This is a genomic window from Actinomadura citrea, from assembly GCF_013409045.1.
GTDB classification, from domain to species: Bacteria; Actinomycetota; Actinomycetes; order Streptosporangiales; family Streptosporangiaceae; genus Spirillospora; species Spirillospora citrea.
In genome coordinates, this window is record NZ_JACCBT010000001.1 from 4,378,692 (window position 1) to 4,398,930 (window position 20,239).

Sequence of the window (20,239 nt, forward strand, 5' to 3'; positions counted from 1 at the left end):
GACAAGTCATGGGATGGGGTGCGTCGTGCTGTGACATGCTGTGCCGGTGAGCGGCCCCGTTCCCGCGGACGACGCCGTGCGGCCGCCGTCCGGCGCGGCCCGCCCATGGCCGCACCAGGGCGGCCGTGCCGCCGCGCTGGCCGCCGCGTCCGCCCACTACCTGCGGGGCGAGCCGATCGACATGTCCGCGCTCGCCGCCGAACTGGGCGTCGGGCGCGCCACCCTCTACCGGTGGGTCGGCAGCCGCGAGCAGCTCCTGGCCGCCCTGCTCGGGGAGATGACCGAGCGCACCTACCGCGTCGCCGCGCGCGGCGTCGGCGGCGCCGGCACCGAACGGATCCTCGCCCTGCTGGACCGGTTCATGCGCGCGGTGGTGGACGCCGAGCCGCTGAAGGCGTTCACCGAGCGCGAGCCCCGGCTGTTCATCAGGCTGGCCACCATGCCCGGCACCATCGAGGACCGCGCCACCGAGCTGCTCACCGGCGAGCTCCAGGCGGAGATCGACCGTGGAGCGCTGCGCACCCGGCTGCCGACCCGGACGCTCGCACAGGCCATCGTCCGGATCGCCGACTCCTTCATGTACGCCCATTACCTGGGCGGGAACCGGCCGGAGATCGACCAGGCGCTGGAGGTCGTCGAGCTGCTGCTGCGGCCCTGCCCGGGCGGCGGGGAATCACCGGGCGCGGCGGGACGCTGAATCTCTGGGGACGTGACCGTTTCGCGGCATTGCTCCCCGTGAGAGGCTGAAAGTCATTGGACGCATCGTCGAAAGAGGGGCCGTGAGCGACATCCCCCGCCGCGCGGTGACGCGGACCGCCAAGCTGGCGAGCCTGCCGCTCGGCTTCGCCGGGCGCACCGCCCTCGGTTTCGGCAAGCGGACCATCGGCCGTCCCGCCGAGGCCGTCGCGCTGGAGGTCCAGCGTCGCACCGCCGAGCAGCTGTTCGCCGTGCTCGGCGAGCTGAAGGGCGGCGCCATGAAGGTCGGCCAGCTGCTGTCGATCTTCGAGGCGGGGCTGCCCGAGGAGGTCGCCGGCCCGTTCCGCGCCAGCCTGACCCGGCTGCAGGAGGCGGCGCCGCCCATGCCCGCCGCGACGACGCACCGCGTCCTCGCCGAGGGGCTCGGCGAGGACTGGCGTGCGATGTTCGCCGAGTTCGACGACCGCCCGGCCGCCGCCGCGTCCATCGGCCAGGTCCACAAGGCCGTCTGGCACGACGGCCGCACGGTCGCGGTCAAGGTCCAGTACCCCGGCGCCGCCCAGGCCCTCATGAGCGACTTCAACCAGATCTCCCGCCTCAGCCGCCTCGTCACGCCGCTGTTCCCGGGCGTGGAGGTCAAGCCGGTCATCGCCGACCTCAAGCGACGCCTGGAGAAGGAGCTCGACTACGTCGACGAGGCCCGCGCCCAGACCGCCTTCCGTGACGCCTACGACGGCGACCCGGACTTCACCGTCCCCGCCGTCGTCGCCCAGTCGGGCAACGTGCTGGTCACCGAGTGGCTGGAGGGCACCCCGCTCGCCAAGGTCATCGCCGAGGGCGACCAGGAGGCCCGGAACCGCGCCGGCCTGCTGCTGTTCCGCTTCCTGCTGTCCGGCCCGGCCCGCTGCGAGATGATCCACATCGACCCGCACCCGGGCAACTTCCGGCTGCTGGACGACGGCCGCCTCGGCGTCATGGACTTCGGCGGCGCCGCCCGCGTCCCCGCCGAGCTCCAGTGGTCGATCGGGCGCCTGCTGCGCATCGGCACCCTCGGCGACCCCGACGACATCGTGGACGCGCTGTTCGAGGAGGGCTTCCTGATCGGGGACGCCGAAGTGGACCCCGACGAGGTCGCCGCGCTCGTCGCCCCGCACGCCGCCCCGTTCGCCGTGGAGCGCTTCCGCTACTCCCGCGAATGGCTGCGCGAACAGACGGCCCGCGGCCTCGGCCTGGCCTCCGACCTGCGGCCCGGCGCACTCGCCCGCGCGTTCCGCCTGCCGCCGCAGTACCTCGCCGTCAGCCGCGCCCTCTCCGGCTGCGGGGGCGTCCTGTGCCAGCTGGAGGCCGAGGGCGAGTACCGTGCCGAAGCCGAGCGCTGGCTCCCCGGCTTCTCCACAGACACCGACACCGATCCCGACCTCGACGACAAGGCGCAGATCACCGCCTGAGCCCGCCCGGCGGTCATGCCCCCCGTCCGGCGGTCATGCCAGGGCCTGCGCCTCCTCCTGCTCCACCCGCTGGTTCCATTCGCGCTTTCCGGACTGCCAGCCGTCCTCGTCGCGGCCGCGCCGCCAGTAGCCGGAGATCGACAGCCGGTCCAGGGGAAGGCCGCGCTCGACGCGCAGGTGGCGGCGGAGCGCCTTGACGAGGTTGGCCTCGCCGTGCACGAAGGCGTGCACCTCCCCTTCGGGGAAGTCGAGCTTCTGGACGGCCTCGACCAGCAGGTCGCCGACCTGGCCGCCGCCCCGGTGCAGCCAGACGATCTCCGCGTCGCCGGGCGTGCGCAGGTCCTGCTCCTCCTCGGGCCCCGCGACCTCGATCAGCACGCGGGCGGGGGCGCCGTCCGGGAGGCGTTCCAGGGAGGCCGCGATCGCGGGCAGGGCGCTCTCGTCGCCGGCGAGCAGGTGCCAGCCGGCGTCGGCGCGGGGCGCGTAGCCGCCGCCCGGGCCGTTGAAGAAGATCTCCTCGCCCGGCCGGACGCTCGCCGCCCACGGACCGGCGAGGCCCTTGTCGCCGTGGTGGACGAAGTCGATCGTCAGCTCGCCGGCCCCGGCGTCCCACGCGCGGACGGTGTAGGTGCGGGTGCTGGGCCACTGCTCGCGCGGCAGCTCGGCGCGCACCCGCTCCATGTCGAACGGCTCGGGGTAGGCGACGCCCGGCCGCGGGAACAGCAGCTTCACGTAGTGGTCGGTGAACTCGCCCGCGCCGAAGTCCGAGAGCCCGTCACCGCCGAGGACCACGCGGATCATGTGCGGTGTGAGGCGCTCGGTGCGCAGCACCGTTCCCCGGTGGAGCCTGCGTCCCTTGCGTGCCGGTTCCGTCGCCATAGGGTCCCCTCAGATGATCCGGATCACAGTGCTTAGGCAAGCCTAACCACTGCCGGATCCCGAATGTTCCCCGATGGATTCCGGCGATCAGTGAGCCGAGGCCAGGCGGGCCGTGCGGGTCCGTGCGACCTCGGCGGCGATCGCCGCGAACGCGGCGTCGGTCTCCTCTCCGGCGAGGACGGTCGCCAGCGTCGACTTCACGATGACGACGCCGTACCGGGGCGAGACCCAGATGAGCTGGCCGCCGAGGCCGTTGGCCGAGAAGTCGCCGTTCTCGCCGAGCCACCACTGCAGGCCGTACCCCCTGTTGAACGTGGCGGACGGCTGCGTCGACTCCGTCACCCACGAGGCGGGAACGACCTGGCGACCGTTCGCCCTGCCGCCGTTCAGGTACAGCAGGCCGAACCGCGCGAAGTCGCGGTCGGTGGCGTAGTAGCAGCAGTACCCCATGTTGTTGCCGTTGGAGTCGTTGCCGAGGTACGCCTTGGCGGCCATCCCGGCCGGTCCCCAGATCTTCTTCTGGACGTAGGCGTGGTACGGGACCCCGGTGGCCTTGGCCACGACCCAGGAGAGGACGAACGAGTTCATGCTCGTGTACTCGAACCTCGTCCCCGGCTCCCATCCGCGCTTGCGCTGCTTGGCCAGTTCGGTCAGCGGATACCCGAGGCTCGCGGCGACGTGCACGAACGGCACGTCGTTGGTCTCCGTCCACTGGATGCCCGACGACATCCGCAGCAGGTCCCGCAGGGAGACGCCGTCGTAGCCCGAGCCCGCCAGCTCCGGGACGTACCGGGTGACCGGGTCGTCGACCGAGTCGATGAAACCCTCGCCGAGCGCGATGCCGACCGCGGCCGAGGTGAACGACTTCGCCATCGACCACGACTGGAACAGGGTGTCGCGGTTGGTGGTGACGTACCGCTCGAAGACGACGTCGCTTCGGTCCAGGACGACGAACCCCTGCGTACCGGTACGGGCGAGGTAGTCGTCGAGGGTGTGCCTCTGGCCTTCGTAGGTGTAGGTGACCGCGAGCGGCCGGTACGCCTCGCGCAGGGCGACGGGATCGGACGAGGGCAGCAGGGGGTCGAAGCCGCGCGCGGCCTCGGTGACGCCGACGGACGGCGGGGGCGGCGGCGCGGGCGCCGGGGGAGCGGCGTTCGCCGGGGGAGCGGCGAGGGCGACGGTGACGGCGGCTGCGGCGAGTGCGAGCGTCCAGGGCCTGCGGCGCATCGGACCTCCGTGGGGGGCGGGATCGGCCGGGTTCCTCACCGATGGTGATCGCGACACGCCGCCGCGTCCATGGTGCGGGGCGACGAAATCCGGAGGCGGACATGGCGTCGCGGCACAAAGGCCCGCGGCCCGGGGCCGGTGACCCTCCGAACAGGGCCCTCTGCGGTACGTTCGTCGGGCCCCGCGTCCCCTCAGCCGCCCGTGCCGCCGGAGGAACGATGTCCGTGCTCGCCCAGCTGCTCGCCGCCGTCGCCGACGGCTCCGTGGAGATCGTCGACCTGACGGCACCGCTGTCGGAACGGACCCCGATCCTGCGATTGCCGGAGCCGTTCGCCAACACCGTCCCGTTCCGGCTGAGGGAGATCAGCCGCTACGACGACCGCGGACCCGCCTGGTACTGGAACGACATCGAGACCGGCGAGCACGTCGGCACCCACTTCGACGCCCCGGTGCACTGGGCCACCGGCCGCGACGGCGAGGACGTCTCGCAGGTCCCGCCCGCCCGGCTCGTCGCCCCCGCCGTGGTGCTGGACGCCTCCGGGCGCGCAGCCGCCGATCCCGACTTCCTGCTGGAGATCGACCACGTCCGCGACTGGGAGCGGGCGCACGGCCCGCTCCCGGACGGCGGCTGGCTCCTCTACCGGACGGGCTGGGACGCCCGCGCCGCCGACCAGGACGCCTTCCTCAACGCCGACGAGAACGGCCCGCACACCCCGGGGATCTCGGCCGAGTGCGCCCGGTGGCTGGCCGAGGAGACGCCGCTGCTCGGCCTCGGCGTCGAGACCGTCGGCACCGACGCGGGCGGCGCCCACGGCTTCGACCCGCCCTTCCCGTGCCACTCCTACTTCCTCGGCGCCGGCAAGTACGGGCTCACCCAGCTGCGGAACCTCGACCGGCTCCCGGCCCGCGGCGCCGTGCTGCTCGCCTCGCCGCTGCCGATCGTCGGCGGCTCGGGGAGCCCGGCCCGGGTGCTCGCGCTGATCGAGCGATGAACGTCGCCGAGGCGGTGGGGCAGACCCTCGCGCGGTTCGGCGCCGGCACCGTCTTCGGAGTCGTCGGCAGCGGCAACTTCCACGTCACGAACGCCCTCGCGGCGAACGGCGCCCGGTTCGTCGCCGCCCGCCACGAGGGCGGCGCCGTGACGATGGCCGACGCGTACGCGCGGGTGAGCCGCGGCCTCGGCGTCGTGACCGTCCACCAGGGGCCCGGCCTGACCAACGCGGTCACAGGCATGGCGGAGGCCGCCAAGAGCCGCACGCCGCTGCTGGTGGTCGCGGGCGAGGTGGCCGCGGCCGCGGTCCGCTCCAACTTCCGCGTCGACCAGGCGGCGATCGCCGCGGCGGTGGGCGCCGTCCCCGAGCGGGTCCACTCCCCGCAGACCGCCCTGGCCGACGTGGCGCGCGCGTGCCGGACGGCGGTCGCCGAGCGCCGCACGGTGCTGCTCGGGCTGCCGCTGGACGTCCAGGCCGCCGACCTGCCGGACCCGCCCGCGCGGACGTCCCCGCGCGCCCGGCCGGGGAGAGTGCCGGCGCTGCCGGTGCCGCCGCCCGCCGCGATCGCCGGCCTCGCCGACGCGCTCCAGGCGGCGCGGCGGCCGGTGTTCGTCGCGGGGCGCGGCGCGCGCCTGTCGGGTGCGCGCGACGCCCTGGCCGAGCTCGCCGGACGCTGCGGGGCGCTGCCCGCGACGTCGGCGGTGGCGCGCGGGCTGTTCGCGGGCGACCCGTTCGCCCTGGACGTCAGCGGAGGCTTCGCCACCCCCGCCGCCGCGGAGCTGATCCGCGGCGCCGACCTGGTCGTCGCCTGGGGCTGCTCGCTGAACATGTGGACGACGCGGCACGGCGCCCTCATCGGCCGGGACGCCGCGGTCGTGCAGGTCGACGTGGACGCGCACGCGCTCGGCGCGCACCGCCCCGTCGACCTCGGCCTGATCGGCGACGCCGCCGAGACCGCGCGGGCCGCCTCGGCCGAGCTCGGCGCGCGCGGGCACCGGGCCACCGGCTACCGCACGCCCGAGGTGGCGGAGCGGCTCGCCCGCGAGGGCCGCTGGCAGGACGTCCCCTACGACGAGCACCCCTGCGAGGACGGCGGCGACGGCCCCCGCATCGACCCGCGCACGCTGACGATCGCCCTGGACGGGATGCTGCCCCGCGAGCGCACGGTGGCCGTCGACTCCGGCAACTTCATGGGCTACCCGGCGATGTTCCTGGACGTCCCCGATGACGACGGCCTGGTGTTCACGCAGGCGTTCCAGTCGGTGGGGCTCGGCCTCGCGTCCGCCATCGGCGCGGCCGTGGCCCGCCCGGACCGGCTCACCGTCGCCGCGCTCGGCGACGGCGGCGCGCTGATGTCGGTCGCGGAGCTGGAGACGGCCGTCCGGCTCGGGCTCGGCCTGCTCGTGCTCGTCTACGACGACGAGGCCTACGGGGCGGAGGTGCACCACTTCGGTCCGGGCGGGCACCCCCTCGACGCCGTGACGTTCCCGCCCGCGGACCTGGCCGCGATCGGGCGCGGGTTCGGCTGCGCGGCGGCGACCGTCCGGACGGCGGACGATCTCGCGGCGGTGGCCGGCTGGCTGGCGGGGCCGCGCGACCGGCCGATGGTCGTGGACGCCAAGGTCACCCGCCGTTGTCCCTCATGGTGGCTGGAGGAGGCGTTCCGTGGTCATTAGCTGACCCTGTGTAGCTGCGCTCTCCTTGGGAACGATCACGATCACGGCCGCCGTGGCCTGCTTCACACGCCCGAGGAGGAGACATGACGCGAGGGCCGAGGCTGCCCGAACTCGCCAAGGAGATGTCGGCGGAGTTCGCCGGCACTCTGATCCTTATCCTGTTCGGCGTCGCCGTCGTCGCCCAGGTCGTGGCCGGGAGCGGGCTCGGTGAGCCGCAGAGCCTCGGCGACCACGACAGCATCGCCTGGGCCTGGGGCTTCGGCGTCACGCTCGGCGTGTACGTCGCGGCCCGGACCAGCGGCGGGCACCTCAACCCCGCCGTGACGCTCGCGCTCGCGGTGTTCAAGGGGTTCCCCTGGCGCAAGGTCCTGCCGTTCTGGTTCGCGCAGACGCTCGGCGCCTTCGTGGCCGCGCTGATCGTCCGATGGGACTACAGCGAGATCCTCGCCAAGTTCGACCCCGGCCACACCTTGAAGACCCAGTTCGTGTTCTCCACCCTGCCGGGCAACGGCTCGCTGCCGATCGGCACCTGGGGCGCGTTCCGCGACCAGGTGATCGGCACCGCCATCCTGCTCTTCCTCGTCCTGGCCCTCACCGACCTGCGCAACGCGCCGCCACTGGCCAACCTGGCGCCGCTGATCATCGGCATCGTGGTGGTGGCGATCGGGATGGCGTGGGGCTCCGACGCCGGCTACGCGATCAACCCGGCCCGCGACTTCGGGCCGCGGCTCGCCCAGTACATCACCGGTTACGACACCGCCTGGCGGGACCAGTACGGCGACCTGTACTTCTGGGTGCCGATCGTCGCCCCGCTGATCGGCGGCCCGCTCGGCGCCGGCCTGTACCTGGTGCTCGTCGGGCGCCACCTTCCAGAAGAGGAGGGCGGCCTGCCCACGGGGCCGGAGCCTGAATACGACGTCACCTGACGGGCCCGTTCCCGCGGGCGGAAAGGAAGAGTCCATGGCCGACTTCGTCGGGGCCCTCGACCAGGGCACGACCAGCACCCGATTCATGATCTTCGACCACGGCGGCAACGAGATCGCCCGCCACCAGCTCGAACACGAGCAGATCCTGCCCCAGGCCGGCTGGGTCGAGCACAACCCGACCGAGATCTGGGAGCGCACCCGTTCCGTCATCGAGAGCACGCTGAACAGGGCGAACCTGTCCCACGGCGACCTGGCCGCGTTCGGGATCACCAACCAGCGCGAGACGACCGTGGTGTGGAACCGGCGCACCGGGCGCCCCTACTACAACGCGATCGTCTGGCAGGACACCCGCACCGACCGCATCGCGTCCGCGCTCGAACGCGACGGCCGGGGCGAGACGATCCGGCACCGCGCCGGGCTGCCGCCCGCGACGTACTTCTCCGGCGGGAAGATCCAGTGGATCCTGGAGAACGTCGACGGCGTCCGCGAGGCGGCCGAGAACGGCGACGCGGTCTTCGGCAACATCGACACCTGGGTGCTGTGGAACCTCACCGGCGGGATCGACGGGGGCGTGCACGTCACCGACCCGACCAACGCCAGCCGCACCATGCTGATGGACCTGGAGACCCTCTCCTGGGACGACCAGCTCCTGTCGTTCTTCGGGATCCCGCGCTCCATGCTGCCGGAGATCAAGCCGTCCTCGGCGCCCGACGCCTACGGGACGACCCGCGCGAACGGCCCGCTCGGCGGCGAGGTCCCGCTCACCGGCATCCTCGGCGACCAGCAGGCGGCGACGGTCGGGCAGGTGTGCTTCTCTCCGGGCGAGGCCAAGAACACCTACGGCACCGGCAACTTCCTGCTGCTCAACACAGGTGAGGAACTCGTCCGCTCCAAGGCGGGGATGCTCACCACGGTCTGCTACCAGTTCGCCGACGACGCGCCCGTCTACGCGCTGGAGGGTTCGATCGCGGTGACGGGGTCGGCGGTGCAGTGGCTGCGCGACCAGCTCGGCATCATCTCCGGCGCGGCGCAGAGCGAGTCGCTGGCCCGGCAGGTCGACGACAACGGCGGGGTCTACTTCGTCCCGGCCTTCTCCGGCCTGTTCGCCCCCTACTGGAGATCGGACGCCCGCGGCGCCATCGTCGGCCTCTCGCGCTTCAACACCAACGCCCACCTGGCCCGCGCCACCCTGGAATCCATCTGCTACCAGTCCCGCGACGTCGTCGAAGCCATGCGCGAGGACTCCGGAGTCTCCCTGGACGTCCTCAAGGTCGACGGCGGCGTCACCGCCAACGAACTGTGCATGCAACTCCAGGCCGACATCCTCGGCGTCCCGGTCTCCCGACCCGTCGTCGCCGAAACCACCGCCCTGGGCGCCGCCTACGCCGCCGGCCTGGCCGTCGGATTCTGGAACACCACCGACGAACTCCGCCAGAACTGGAACGAAGACAAACGCTGGCAACCCACCTGGAACAACGACCAACGCCAACAAGGCTACGCAGGCTGGAAAAAGGCCGTCGAGCGCACGTACGGATGGGTCGAGGTCGACTGAGAAGGGTGCCTCGCGGGGAAGGTCGGCGGTGCTTCTCAGCGGGAATCAAATGATCTAGCATCCGCCGAGACCGTCCCGGCCGGGGCGGTCTCCGCCGCCGGCCCATCCGAGAGGACCCGCATGCCCAGCCGCATCGCCGCAGCCGCCCTCGCCGCCGCCGGGGCGCTCGCCCTCGCGGGCGCCGGGGCGCTCACCGCCGGTCCCGCGCAGGCCGCACCCGCCCGGCCGCAGGCACCGCGCGCCCAGCGGGCTGCGGTCGACTTCACCGGGATCGTCGCGCTGAGCAACTGCTCGGGCTCCCTCGTGCGCGGGCCGCGGTCGCGGGACACCGACGCGGCGCTGGTGCTGACCAACGGCCACTGCCTGGAGTCGGGCATGCCGGGGGCCGGCGAGGTGATCGTGGACCAGAGGTCGTCCCGGACTTTCACGCTCCTCGACCGGACGGGCGGCCGGAACCTCGGCACCCTCCAGGCCACGAGGGTCGAGTACGCCACGATGACCGACACCGACGTGACGGTGTACCGGCTCAGCACGACCTACGCGGCGATCCAGAAGCGCTACGGGATCCCCGCGCTGCGCCTGTCGACGGCCAGGCCGCACGACGGGACGCCGATCCGGATCGTGTCCGGCTACTGGCGGAAGATCTACGGCTGCGCGACCGACGCGACCGTCTACCGGCTGCGCGAGGCGGACTGGACGTGGAAGGACTCCATCCGCTACAGGCCGGAATGTCGGACCGTCCACGGGACGTCCGGGTCGCCCGTCATCGACGTCCGGACGCACCAGGTCGTCGGCGTCAACAACACCGGCAACGACGACGGCGAGCGCTGCACGCTCAACAACCCGTGCGAGGTCGACCGCGCCGGGAACGTCACCGTCCGGCAGGGCATCCACTACGGGCAGCAGACGTACCTGCTCGCCCGATGCCTGGGCCAGGGCGGCGACGTCGTGCTGAGCAGGGCGTGCGCGCTGCCCAGGCCCTGACGAGCCGGGGGCGGGTGGTCACCGCTCCGCCAGCAGGCCGGTGCGGAGCCGGTCCAGGGTCGCGCGGATCAGCCGGGAGACGTGCATCTGGGACAGTCCGATCTGCTCGGCGATCTGCGTCTGCGTCTTGTTGCCGAAGAACCGCAGCAGCAGGATCGTGCGCTCGCGCTCGGGCAGGTCGTCGATGAGGGGCCTGAGGGCGTGGCCGTCGATGAAGGCCTCCAGCGCCGGGTCCTCGGAGCCGAGGTACTCGCCGACCGTGCCGGCCTCGCCGTCCGGGGACCCGTCGGCCGGCGCCTCCAGCGACAGCGGGCGGTAGGCGTCGCAGGCGATGATGACCTCGACCGCCTCGTCCTCGGTGACGCCCATGAGCGCCGCGGTCTCCGCGGTGGTGGGGGAGCGGCCGTGCTCGCGGGTGAACTCCTGGACGGTACGGTGCAGGACCGGCCGCAGCTCCTGGATGCGGCGCGACACCCGGATCCCCCACGTCTTGTCGCGGAAGTGCCGCTTCACCTCGCCGGTGACCACCGGGTAGGCGTAGGTGACGAACCGGTCCCCGACAGTGGGATCGAAACGGTTGATGGCTTTGACAAGGCCCAGATAGGCGACCTGCTGCAGATCGTCCTGCGGTTCCCCCCGGTTGGCGTAGCGGCGCGCCACGCTGCGGACCAGGGGGTTGTGCAGGGCGACGATGCGTTCGCGCAACCGTTCCCGCCGGGGGTCGGTCACCTGGAGCCGGTTCATTTCCTTGAGAAGCGTCTCGGTCTGTCCGTCGTCGAACCGGCCGGTGGACTCCGCCCACGGCATACGCGCTCCCTTCCAGCAGGGCCGGTGAGGGTAGGAGGATCGTTGGTCCCGTGCCATTACCCTGGGAGACTCCGGTCACACAGTGCCGGTAGTCTCGAAACGACCCGGAGACGGGGGAACGGCGGTGGGGCCCGCCGTGCCTGGACGGCGAACCGCGGAATGTTCCGCCAACGGTCCCTACCGGTGAGTGCGTCGTGGCTACTGGTAGGAGTGTGCGCCCGTGACCGGCCGTCCTGTCGATTCCGATGTCGACCTGCATGTTCCGAGGCAGCGGTCCGAGCTGAGCGAAGGGCCGTGGGGGGTTCTGGCGGCGATCGCGGCCGGCGGTGCCCTGGGGGCTCTGGCGCGGTACGGCCTCGGCAGCGCGTTCCCCCACCGTGCGGGGGAGTTCCCGTGGGCCGTCTTCTGGGTGAACGTCTCGGGGTGCCTCCTGATCGGGGTGCTGATGGTCCTCGTCACCGAGACGTGGAGGGCGCACCGGCTCGTGCGCCCGTTCCTCGGGGTGGGGGTGCTCGGCGGCTTCACCACGTTCTCGACCTATGTCGTCGACGTCCAGGAGCTGGTGGACCACGGCGCGCCGCTCGTCGCGCCGGCCTACCTCGCCGGGACGCTCGCGGCCGCGCTCACGGCGGTCTACGCGGGCGTCCGGGTGACCCGGCTGACGACCCGGCGGCGACGCCGCGAGGCGGTCGCGCGGATCCGTCGCACCGAGCAGGGCGAGGCGGGCGGCGAGTGACCATCGTGCTGATCGTGCTGGGCGCCGCGCTCGGTGCTCCGCTGCGCTACCTCACCGACCGTGCCGTCCAGGCCCGGCACGACTCGGTGTTCCCGTGGGGGACGTTCACCGTCAACATGGCGGGGTCGTTCACCCTGGGCCTGCTGGCGGCGCTGCCTGCGCACGACGGCGTGATGGCCTTCGCCGGGACGGGTTTCTGCGGCGCCCTGACCACGTACTCCACGTTCGGCTACGAGACGCTGCGCCTCGCCGAGGAAGGGGCGCGCTTGCACGCCGTGGTCAATGCCGGGGCCAGTATCGCCGCGGGGCTCGGCGCGGCGTACTGCGGGATGGCGATCGCCCAGGCCGTCCCCGGTTGAGAAACCTGGTGCGGCCCAAGCTCGCAGTTCGGTGCACTGGGCTCCGAGCTCGCGAGTGGGCCGCGAGAAGACTCTGCCCAAGCGGGCATCTCGGTAAACCGATGGGTGTTTGGACTGTCACCGTCTGGGAACGGCCTCCTTCCGCCACGGGCACACACGGCCCCGACAGGGGACGGACGGCGGCCGTAGCGGCGCCGCAGGGCCGGCCGTCACGGCCACGACAGCTCGTGGGAGGGGCACACGACCAGCTCGCGCACCTCGCAGCCGGCCGGCTGGGCGAGCGCGAACGCGATGGTCGCGGCCACGTCCTCGGGCCGGTTCAGCTCGGCGTCGGCTCCGGGCTTGTACCGTTCGGGCCGGCCGTCGAAGAACGCGGTGTCCATCCCGCCCGGCACCACCATGGTGACGGCGACCCTCCCCGTCGTCTCGGCGGCGAGCGCCCGCGTGAAGCCGACGACGCCGAACTTGGACGCGCAGTACGCGGTCGCGTCGCTCACGGCGCGGAACCCCAGAGTGGACGCGACCGTGACGACCCGCCCGTGCGGCTCGTTCTCCAGGTACGGAAGCGCGGCGCGAACGACGGCGGCGGTGCCGAGCAGGTTCACCTGGACGACCCGCTCCCAGTCCTCGGCGGGGACCTCGCACAGGGTTCCGCAGGCGTCGATGCCGGCGGCGGTGACGACGGCGTGGAGCCCGCCGGCGGCGCGCGCCAGGCAGTGCACGGCGCGCTCGGCGCACCGCCGGTCGGCCAGGTCGGCCTGCATGTGCTCGAATTCCTCCTTCGGAGGGTGCCGGTCGAGGATCAGGGGCCGCCCGCCGTCGTCGGCGACCCTCCGCGCCACGGCCGCGCCGAGTCCGGAAGCGCCGCCGGTGATGAGAACGTTCATGACGCGTTTCCCTTCGTGGTCGTCAGCAGGCGCGTGGTGGAGCGCCCTTCCAGCAGGGGCAGCAGGATCACCTCGCCGTTGTGGGCCCGGATCGTCTCGGCCTCGGGCAGGGCCGCCCCGGCGTGGTCGGCGCCCTTGACCCACAGGTCGGGGCGCAGCCGCTCCAGGAGCGGCACCGGGGTGTCGTCGTCGAACACCAGCGCGGCGTCGACGTCGCTGAGCGCCTCCAGCACCCGGACGCGGTCCGCGGCGGGCGTCACCGGGCGGGACGGCCCCTTGCGGCGCCGGACCGACGCGTCGGAGTCGACGCAGACGATCAGGCAGTCGCCGAGCCTGCGCGCCTGCTGCAGCAGGCTGACGTGGCCCGCGTGCAGCAGGTCGAAGCTGCCGCCGGTGGCCACCACCGTGCCGCCCGCCCGCCGCGTCCGCTCGACGACGTCCCAGGCGTCCTCGCCGCGCTCGGGCACGAGCCGGGCCGTGCCGGTCTCGGCGAGCTGCGCCGCGACGGCCGCGGCGGCGCCCGCACGGACGAACTCCGACGCCCGGTCGACGCCCTCGGTGACGGCCGCGGGCAGGTCCGCGCCGTCGGCGAGCGCGCCGACGACCTCGGCGGCGAAGCTGTCGCCCGCCCCGCACGAGTCGCCGCGGGCGGGCCGGGCCGGCGCGAGGAACGGAGCCTCGGACCCGTCGCACAGCAGCGCGCCCTCGGCGCCGAGTGTGATCGCGACGCCGTCGATGCCCCAGGAGCGGCCGAGGTGGCGGCCGCGCCGCCCGGCGGCCGGCAGCCCGAAGCCGGTGATGTCGGCGCCGTCGGCCGCGGCGAGCCGGGCGGCCTCCTCCTCGTTCGGGGTGAGCAGCCGTACCCCCGGCACCGGCGGCTCGCCGCGCGGGTGCGGGTCCCACACGACGGGGACGCTCGGGGGCAGCTCGCCGAGCAGGGACCGGACGGCGCGGTGCCGGGAGACACCGCGGCCGTAGTCGGAGACCAGCACGGCGCCCGCCCCGGCGATCGCCTCGGCCACGCGAGGGCCGACGGGCCCGTCGAGGGCCTGCCCGTCCCCCGCGTCCAGGCGCGCCACCGAGTGGCCGCCGGACCGGATGCGCAGCTTGCAGGGCGTCCCGCCGTGCAGGTGGAGCGCCGCCACCTCCATGTGCCGCTCCAGCATCGCGCGCAGCAGCCGGCCCGGGTCGTCGTCGGCGAGCGCGGTGACGAGCACCACCTCGCGGCCGCCCGCCGCGGCCAGCAGCGCCGCGAGGCCCGCGCCGCCGGGGCGGGGCCGCTCCTCGGCCTGCTCGACGACGGGGACGGGCGCGTCCGGGCAGAGCCGGCTGCTGCTGCCGACGACGTCGATGTCGAGCAGGACGTCGCCCACCACGACCAGTGGCGCCGTCATGGCCCCTCCTTCCCGCGAAGGCTCCGCTCAGGCATGGCGCGCCGCCGGCGCGTCGTCGACCGCCCCGCACCGCAGGCGGATCGCGGCGGTCATCAGGCCGCCACCCCGCCCAGCGCGGCGGCGTGCCGGTAGACCTCGGCGGTGTCGGTGGCGACCCGGGCCCACGAGTGGTGCTCACGCGCCCGCCCGCGGCCCGCACGCCCCATCGCGGCGCGCTCGGCCGGATCGTCCAGCAGCCGCCGGATCGCCCCGGCGGCCCCCTCCGGGTCGCGCGGCGGGACGACGACGCCGGTGACGCCGTCCACGACCGTGTCGAGGTGCCCTCCGACGGCCGTCGCCACCACCGGGACACCGCAGGCCATCGCCTCCAGCGGCACCATCCCGAACGGCTCGTAGCAGGGCAGGGTGACGACGAGGCTCGCCGAGCGCAGCAGCGGCGGGACCTCGTCGCGGCCGAGCCGTCCGAGGAACTCCACCCGCCCGGCCACGCCCGCGTCCGCCGCCACCCGCCGCAGCCTGCGCACCTCGGGGTCGCCGTCGAGGCCGTCGCGGGGCGGCCCGCCCGCGACCAGCAGCTCGGCGTCCGGCAGATGCGCCAGCGCCCGGATGGCGGTGTCGACGCCCTTGTGCTCGGCGAGCCGCGCCGGCACGACGAGCCGGTGCCGTCCGCGCCCGCCGCGGACGGGCCCCTCGGGTGAGAAGAGGTCCAGGTCGACCCCGTACGGCACCACGCGGACGCGGTCGCGGGGCACGCCCATCGCGGTCAGCTCGCCGGCCTCGTCCGAGCAGGTGGCGACGACGGCGTCGGCGGCGCACCCGAGCGCACGTTCCAGCCGGACCCGGGAGGCGGGACCGGTGTCGCCGCCGCGCCGGTGGCGCCGCTCGACGGTGCCGAGCGCGTGGTAGGTCTGCACGACCGGGACGCGGCGGGCCCCCGCCGCCTGCGCGGCCTGGACGGCCGCGAGGCCGCTCAGCCAGAAGTGGGCGTGCGCGACGTCGGGCGGGTCCGCGGCCCAGCGCCGCTGCAGGTACCTCCCGAAGTCGTGCATCCACGGCAGCAGGTCGTCCCTGGCGATGGGCCCGGCCGGGCCCGCCGGGACGTGCTCCACGGTCACGCCCGGCGCGAACCCGACCCGCTCGGGCAGCGCGTCCGCGTTCCGGCGCGTGTAGACGGTGACGAGGTGCCCCTGCCCGCCGAGTCGGGCGGCCAGTTCCGCGACGAACGCGTTCTGCCCGCCGCCGTCCGCTCCGCCCGGCCCCTTCCCGGCGGTGAGGGGGCTGGCGTGCTCGGAGATCATGGCTATCCTCATCGCGTTACCTCCTGAAGAGTTCGCCGCCGGTCGCGCAGGAACCGCGGGAGCCCGTACCGGTCGACGGAGTGAGCCCGCGCTTCGTCGCCCGCGATCCGTGCGCGTGCCACATCAGCACTCTCATCGGGCGGGCACCTCCTCGTCCGATGCCACGATCTCCACGGCGGCGGCGACCTCGTCGGGGCCGACCGACGACAGGCAGGGGTGGCCGTCCACGGGGCAGTCGCGGGCGCGGGTGTCCCTGCACGGCGCCTGCTGGTCGCCGAGCAGCGCCAGCGGGACCCCGAAGGGCGCCCACCGGGCCGCCGGGACGGTCGGCGCGAACAGCGAGACGACCGGCGTCCCGACGGCCGCCGCCAGGTGCGCGGGGCCGGTGTTGCCGGCGACGACGGCGCAGCCGCTGCGCAGCACCGACGCCAGCTCGGGCAGGCTGGTGCGCCCGCCGAGGTCGAGGCCGTCCTCCCCGGCGACGAGCGCCGTCAGTTCCTTCTCGTCCTTGTCGCCGGTCACGACCACCCGGCGACCCGCCGCGACGAGCAGCCGCACCGCCTCGGCGCAGTGCCCGGGCGGCCAGGCGCGCGCGGGGACGGAGGTTCCCGGGTGCACCACCACGTAGCCGGGCCCGCCGGTGAGGTGGTCGACGTCGGGCAGCGGGCCGCGGACCCGCAGCCGGGTGTCGGCGGGAGCGGGGAACCCGGCGTCCTCCACCAGGGCGAGCATGCGCAGCGGCTCGGGCACGTCGGTGTCGGGGCGGTGCCGCAGGTCCAGCAGCGACCCCGGGTACTCCTCGCTGATGCCGCCGATCCAGGGCGTCCCGGCGAGCCGCAGCAGCAGCGCGAGCGGCAGCGGCGACTGGCGGAACGAGGTCAGGACCAGTGCCCGGTCGAACCCCTTCAGCTCGCGGACGAGGCGGTCCACGTCGGCCTGCTCGACGGGCACGTGGTCCGGGTCGATCCACGGGGCGCGCCACTCGATGACGCGGTCGACGCCGGGCAGCATCTCGGCCGCGGTGCGCCCTCGCGGCCCGCACAGCAGCACGAGCTCGTCGGCGCGTTCGGCGACCGCCCGCACGGCGGGGCCGGCGAGCAGGACGTCGCCGATGTTGTCCTGTCGTGCGACGAGGACCCTCATCGGCGCCGCCTTCCGCCGAGGACCAGCCCGACGGCGCCGGGCGCCATGGGCGCGGCGGCCGGATCATGGGAGATCGCGTTGATTCCGAGCACCCGCATGAGCACCCCGTTTCGGCGCAGCGTTCGGCAGGGGAGAGGACGGGTGCCTTCGTCCTAGGCACCGCGCCCCGGGACGGACCGGCCGGAGCGGAATCCCCTATAGGTAATTCCGGACATTGCCGGGAACTGTGCCCCTAAACGCTGATGCCAGAAGAGTCGCGGGTAATAAAAGGTGCAGGTGATGCTACATCTGCTTACATAGAGGGAAATACGGGGGGCGTGCGGGCCGGTCCATGCGCTTGGTGTCGTCGTGCTCGCCGGCCCGGAGGGCCGCGCCGGGCTCGCCGACGCGGCCCGGGCCGAGTCACCCGGAGAGCGAGGAGGACCGAGCGGGGGCCCGGTCGCGGATCAGGGAGAGCGCGCACAGGGCGCCGAGCAGCACCATGGCGGCGAGTGCCCAGCCGGTGCCGTACTCGGCGTGCCGGGTGGACCCGCCGGACTCGGCCAGCGTGAGGAACAGCGTCCCGACGGTGGCGATGCCGATCACCTGCGCCAGCTGCATCAGCGTGAGCAGCAGCCCGCTGGCGTCGGCCGCGTCGCCGGGCTGGACGTGCTGCAGCGCGGTCGTCATGACGATCGGCATCACCCCGAGCCCGAACCCGATGACAACGGTGAGCACCTCGTAGGCGAGGCCGCCTCCGGCGAGGGGCCCGACGAACAGGTAGCCCGCCCCCGCCACGGCGAACCCGGCCGGGACGGCGCGCCGGTGCCAGCGGGCCGGCAGCCGCTGCCAGTTCAGCCCCACCAGCCCGAACGCGGTGACGCACGGCACGAACGCCAGCCCCGAATCCAGCGGGGACATCCGCAGGTCGCCCTGCAGGTGCAGGGTGGTGGTGAACAGGAACGTCCCCCAGCTCGCCGGCGCGAAGACGATCGCCACGCAGGCCGGGACCAGCAGCGGGGCGCGCAGCACCCGCGGCGAGATCAGCGGCCGTCCGCCGGCGCTCGCGGCGCGCCGCTCCACGGCGGGGAAGGCCGCCGCGAACGCGGCGCCGGCGGCCAGCGCCGCCCAGCCCCACGGCGGCCACCCCAGTTCGTGTCCCATGATCAGCGGGACGACGAACAGCAGCACCGCGGGGGCCAGCGTGAGCAGCCCCGGAAGGTCCAGCTCGGCCCGCAGCGGCCGCGTCCGGCGCGCCGTCTCGTCGCGGGGCAGCACGCGCGGCCCGGCGAGCAGCAGCGCGGCGCCGATCGGCACGTTGACGAGGAAGACCGTCCGCCAGCCGGAGCCGAACAGGTCCGCGCCGACCAGGAGGCCCCCGGCCGCCTGCCCCACGACGACGCCGCCCGCGATGACCGCCGAGTAGAAGCCGAGGGCCCGTGCCCGGGCCGCGCCGGCGAAGTCCCGCTGGATCATCGACATCACCTGCGGGGTCAGCAGCGCGGCGCCCGCCCCCTGCAGGAAGCGGAACAGCACCAGCGTCCCGGTGGAGGGCGCCAGCCCGCACGCCAGCGACGCCGCGGTGAACGACGCGAGGCCGAGGTGGTACAGGCGGCGGTGGCCCGCGATGCCGCCGAGGCGCGCACCCGTGATCAGCAGCACCGCGTAGGAGACGACGTAGCCCGCCACGACGAGCTGCAGCCCCGCACCCGAGGCGTGCAGGTCCGCGCGCATCGTCGGAAGGGCCACGTTGACGATGTTCACATCGAGAATGGCCATGAACTGGCCGAGCAGGATGACGGCGAGCGTGAGCCCGCCGGACCCGTTCCGCGACCCCCGTTCGGGAATGATCCCGCGCAGATCGGTTGTCTGTGTCATGAGGACGATCATGCGGACGGGCCGGTACCGGTAACGAGAGCCTGCCGATACCGGTACTGACAGCACCTGGAAGAGGACGCCGTGCGGGGCCAGGCTGGGGGAGTGACGATGACGAGTGCGCCCGCGGCGCCCGCCGCCCGCCGCAACGGGAGCGGCGCGGGGCCGCGCCGCCGCACGGAACTGGCGGCGTTCCTGCGCAGCCGGCGCGAGCGGATCACCCCCGAGGACGTGGGGATGCCGCCGGGCCTGCGCCGCCGCACGCCCGGCCTGCGCCGCGAGGAGGTCGCCCAGCTCGCCGGGGTCGGCGTCACCTGGTACACGTGGCTGGAGCAGGGCCGCCCGATCAACGCCAGCACCCAGGTACTGGACGCGGTGGCGCGCACCCTGCGGCTGGACGGCGCGGAGCGCGAGCACCTCTACCGGCTGGCCGACGTCCCCGACGCGGCGGTCGAGGAGGAGGCCGGGAGCCTGCCCGAGGACGTCCAGGGCATCCTGGACGCGCTCGTTCCCATGCCGGCGGCCGTCGCCAACGCCCGCTCGGACATCCTGGCCTGGAATTCGGCCTACTCCGCGATCCTCCCGCTCGTGCCGACGGCCCGGCCGTGCGAGCGCAACTCCCTGTGGATGGTGTTCACGCTGCCGCCGTGCTGCAACCCGGTCGCCAACCTGGAGGAGGCGGCGCCCGACCACGTCGCCGTCTTCCGGCACCGCTACAGCAGGCATCTGGACGAGCCGGGCTGGAAGGAACTGGTCCGGCGGCTGCAGGCGGCCAGCCCCCTGTTCGCGCGGCTCTGGGCGTCGCACGACGTGGCGCTGCCGGGGCCGAGCGTGAAGGTGTTCCGGCACCACGCCGCCGGTGAGATCCGCACCCGCACCACCAGCATGGACATCACCGCGTCTCCGAACGCGCGGCTGGTCGTCTACACGCCGACCGACGAGGAGAGCCGGGAGCGGATCGACCGGCTGCTCGCCGACCCCGCGGCAGCGGCCCTCGACCACCGGCACTGAGCGCCGGGCTCAGTGCCGGGCCCGCTGGGCGATCACCACCAGGTCGACGGCGGCGATGACGGCGACCGCGGCGCAGATGCCCGCCGCGGTCCAGGAGCCGCCGCCCGAGGCGTTCACCGTGAACACGATCGCGGCGGCCACCGCGCCGACCAGTGCCACCGCGGACAGCACGGCCCGCAGCAGCAGCGGGCTGCGCGCGGTCATCGGCTCGTCCCCGCGCGGCTGCTCGTGCGGATACGGCCCGTGCGACCCGGGGCCGTGCCAGCCGGGGTCCTCCCGGCCGAGGTCGTGCCGCTCGGGCTCGTGCCGCTCGGGCTCGTTTCGGTCAGGCTCGTTCCGGTCGGGCCCGTCCGTTCCGGTGCCGCCCACG

19 protein-coding genes are annotated in these 20,239 nt (G+C 74.1%); 10 read left to right on the top strand and 9 right to left on the bottom strand.

All coding sequences use genetic code 11. From position 1 onward, the window contains the following. The first annotated feature begins 46 nt into the window (after nt 1-46). Together BJ999_RS43650 and BJ999_RS20445 are read left to right on the top strand one after the other, a co-directional pair. Nucleotides 47-697, top strand: a complete 651-nt coding sequence (locus BJ999_RS43650; RefSeq protein ID WP_218935152.1) for a TetR/AcrR family transcriptional regulator — start codon at nt 47-49, stop codon at nt 695-697. An 82-nt stretch (nt 698-779) separates the two neighbouring features. Next, a complete protein-coding gene (locus BJ999_RS20445) occupies nt 780-2,144 on the top strand; it encodes an ABC1 kinase family protein (RefSeq protein WP_179834776.1) in 1,365 nt (454 codons plus the stop codon). 33 nt (nt 2,145-2,177) lie between these two features. Here the strand turns inward: BJ999_RS20445 and BJ999_RS20450 are convergent, their stop codons facing one another. Both BJ999_RS20450 and BJ999_RS20455 read right to left on the bottom strand, forming a co-directional pair. Then, on the bottom strand, nt 2,178-3,023 hold the full coding sequence (locus BJ999_RS20450) for a siderophore-interacting protein (protein ID WP_179834777.1): 846 nt from the start codon (nt 3,021-3,023) through the stop codon (nt 2,178-2,180). Nucleotides 3,024-3,110: 87 nt separating this feature from the next. Beyond that, nucleotides 3,111-4,250, bottom strand: a complete 1,140-nt coding sequence (locus tag BJ999_RS20455; RefSeq protein ID WP_179834778.1) for a serine hydrolase domain-containing protein — start codon at nt 4,248-4,250, stop codon at nt 3,111-3,113. A 218-nt stretch (nt 4,251-4,468) separates the two neighbouring features. Here BJ999_RS20455 and BJ999_RS20460 point away from each other — a divergent pair, with 218 nt between their 5' ends. From BJ999_RS20460 to BJ999_RS20480, 5 genes are all read left to right on the top strand, one after another. After that, nucleotides 4,469-5,242, top strand: a complete 774-nt coding sequence (locus tag BJ999_RS20460; RefSeq protein WP_179834779.1) for a cyclase family protein — start codon at nt 4,469-4,471, stop codon at nt 5,240-5,242. Continuing rightward, complete coding sequence (locus tag BJ999_RS20465; protein WP_179834780.1) at nt 5,239-6,918, top strand: thiamine pyrophosphate-binding protein; 1,680 nt, start codon at nt 5,239-5,241, stop codon at nt 6,916-6,918. The genes BJ999_RS20460 and BJ999_RS20465 overlap by 4 nt, the downstream gene beginning before the upstream one ends. 83 nt (nt 6,919-7,001) lie before the next feature. Then, nucleotides 7,002-7,844: an MIP/aquaporin family protein gene (locus tag BJ999_RS20470; RefSeq protein ID WP_229810677.1), complete on the top strand. Its 843-nt coding sequence runs from the start codon at nt 7,002-7,004 to the stop codon at nt 7,842-7,844. A gap of 34 nt (nt 7,845-7,878) precedes the next feature. After that, entirely contained in the window at nt 7,879-9,396 is a 1,518-nt protein-coding gene (glpK, locus tag BJ999_RS20475) for a glycerol kinase GlpK (protein WP_179834781.1), read from the top strand. 120 nt (nt 9,397-9,516) lie between these two features. Beyond that, nucleotides 9,517-10,380 carry a S1 family peptidase gene (locus BJ999_RS20480; RefSeq protein ID WP_179834782.1) on the top strand — a complete coding sequence of 288 codons (864 nt, stop codon included), beginning with the start codon at nt 9,517-9,519 and terminating at the stop codon, nt 10,378-10,380. An 18-nt stretch (nt 10,381-10,398) separates the two neighbouring features. On the opposite strand, the gene BJ999_RS20485 is transcribed toward BJ999_RS20480, so the two are convergent. After that, nucleotides 10,399-11,187 (bottom strand): SigB/SigF/SigG family RNA polymerase sigma factor, encoded by a 789-nt coding sequence (locus BJ999_RS20485; protein WP_179834783.1) that lies wholly within the window; start codon nt 11,185-11,187, stop codon nt 10,399-10,401. Between the two features lie 220 nt (nt 11,188-11,407). On the opposite strand from BJ999_RS20485, the gene crcB (BJ999_RS20490) reads away from it, so the two are divergent. Both crcB (BJ999_RS20490) and crcB (BJ999_RS20495) read left to right on the top strand, forming a co-directional pair. Next, nucleotides 11,408-11,923, top strand: a complete 516-nt coding sequence (crcB, locus tag BJ999_RS20490) for a fluoride efflux transporter CrcB (RefSeq protein WP_179834784.1) — start codon at nt 11,408-11,410, stop codon at nt 11,921-11,923. Then, a complete protein-coding gene (crcB, locus tag BJ999_RS20495; RefSeq protein WP_179834785.1) occupies nt 11,920-12,282 on the top strand; it encodes a fluoride efflux transporter CrcB in 363 nt (120 codons plus the stop codon). Before crcB (BJ999_RS20490) ends, crcB (BJ999_RS20495) begins: the two co-directional genes overlap by 4 nt. A gap of 209 nt (nt 12,283-12,491) precedes the next feature. Here the strand turns inward: crcB (BJ999_RS20495) and BJ999_RS20500 are convergent, their stop codons facing one another. The 5 genes from BJ999_RS20500 to BJ999_RS20520 all read right to left on the bottom strand — a co-directional run bounded on the left by BJ999_RS20500 (nt 12,492) and on the right by BJ999_RS20520 (nt 18,861). After that, complete coding sequence (locus tag BJ999_RS20500; RefSeq protein ID WP_179834786.1) at nt 12,492-13,169, bottom strand: SDR family oxidoreductase; 678 nt, start codon at nt 13,167-13,169, stop codon at nt 12,492-12,494. Next, nucleotides 13,166-14,563, bottom strand: coding sequence for a PfkB family carbohydrate kinase (locus tag BJ999_RS20505; RefSeq protein ID WP_179834787.1), 1,398 nt, complete (start codon nt 14,561-14,563; stop codon nt 13,166-13,168). The genes BJ999_RS20500 and BJ999_RS20505 overlap by 4 nt, the downstream gene beginning before the upstream one ends. 92 nt (nt 14,564-14,655) lie before the next feature. Continuing rightward, complete coding sequence (locus tag BJ999_RS20510) at nt 14,656-15,873, bottom strand: glycosyltransferase (RefSeq protein ID WP_179834788.1); 1,218 nt, start codon at nt 15,871-15,873, stop codon at nt 14,656-14,658. A 120-nt stretch (nt 15,874-15,993) separates the two neighbouring features. After that, the gene (locus BJ999_RS20515; RefSeq protein WP_179834789.1) at nt 15,994-17,004 is read right to left on the bottom strand and encodes a glycosyltransferase family 9 protein; all 1,011 of its coding nucleotides are present in this window, start codon (nt 17,002-17,004) and stop codon (nt 15,994-15,996) included. 402 nt (nt 17,005-17,406) lie between these two features. Further along, on the bottom strand, nt 17,407-18,861 hold the full coding sequence (locus BJ999_RS20520; protein WP_218935153.1) for an MFS transporter: 1,455 nt from the start codon (nt 18,859-18,861) through the stop codon (nt 17,407-17,409). Nucleotides 18,862-18,969: 108 nt separating this feature from the next. Between BJ999_RS20520 and BJ999_RS20525 the strand changes: the two genes are divergently transcribed. Next, nucleotides 18,970-19,869, top strand: coding sequence for a helix-turn-helix transcriptional regulator (locus tag BJ999_RS20525; RefSeq protein ID WP_179834791.1), 900 nt, complete (start codon nt 18,970-18,972; stop codon nt 19,867-19,869). A 9-nt stretch (nt 19,870-19,878) separates the two neighbouring features. On the opposite strand, the gene BJ999_RS43655 is transcribed toward BJ999_RS20525, so the two are convergent. Beyond that, nucleotides 19,879-20,238, bottom strand: a complete 360-nt coding sequence (locus tag BJ999_RS43655) for a DUF6343 family protein (protein WP_218935154.1) — start codon at nt 20,236-20,238, stop codon at nt 19,879-19,881. Nucleotide 20,239: the final 1 nt, after the last annotated feature.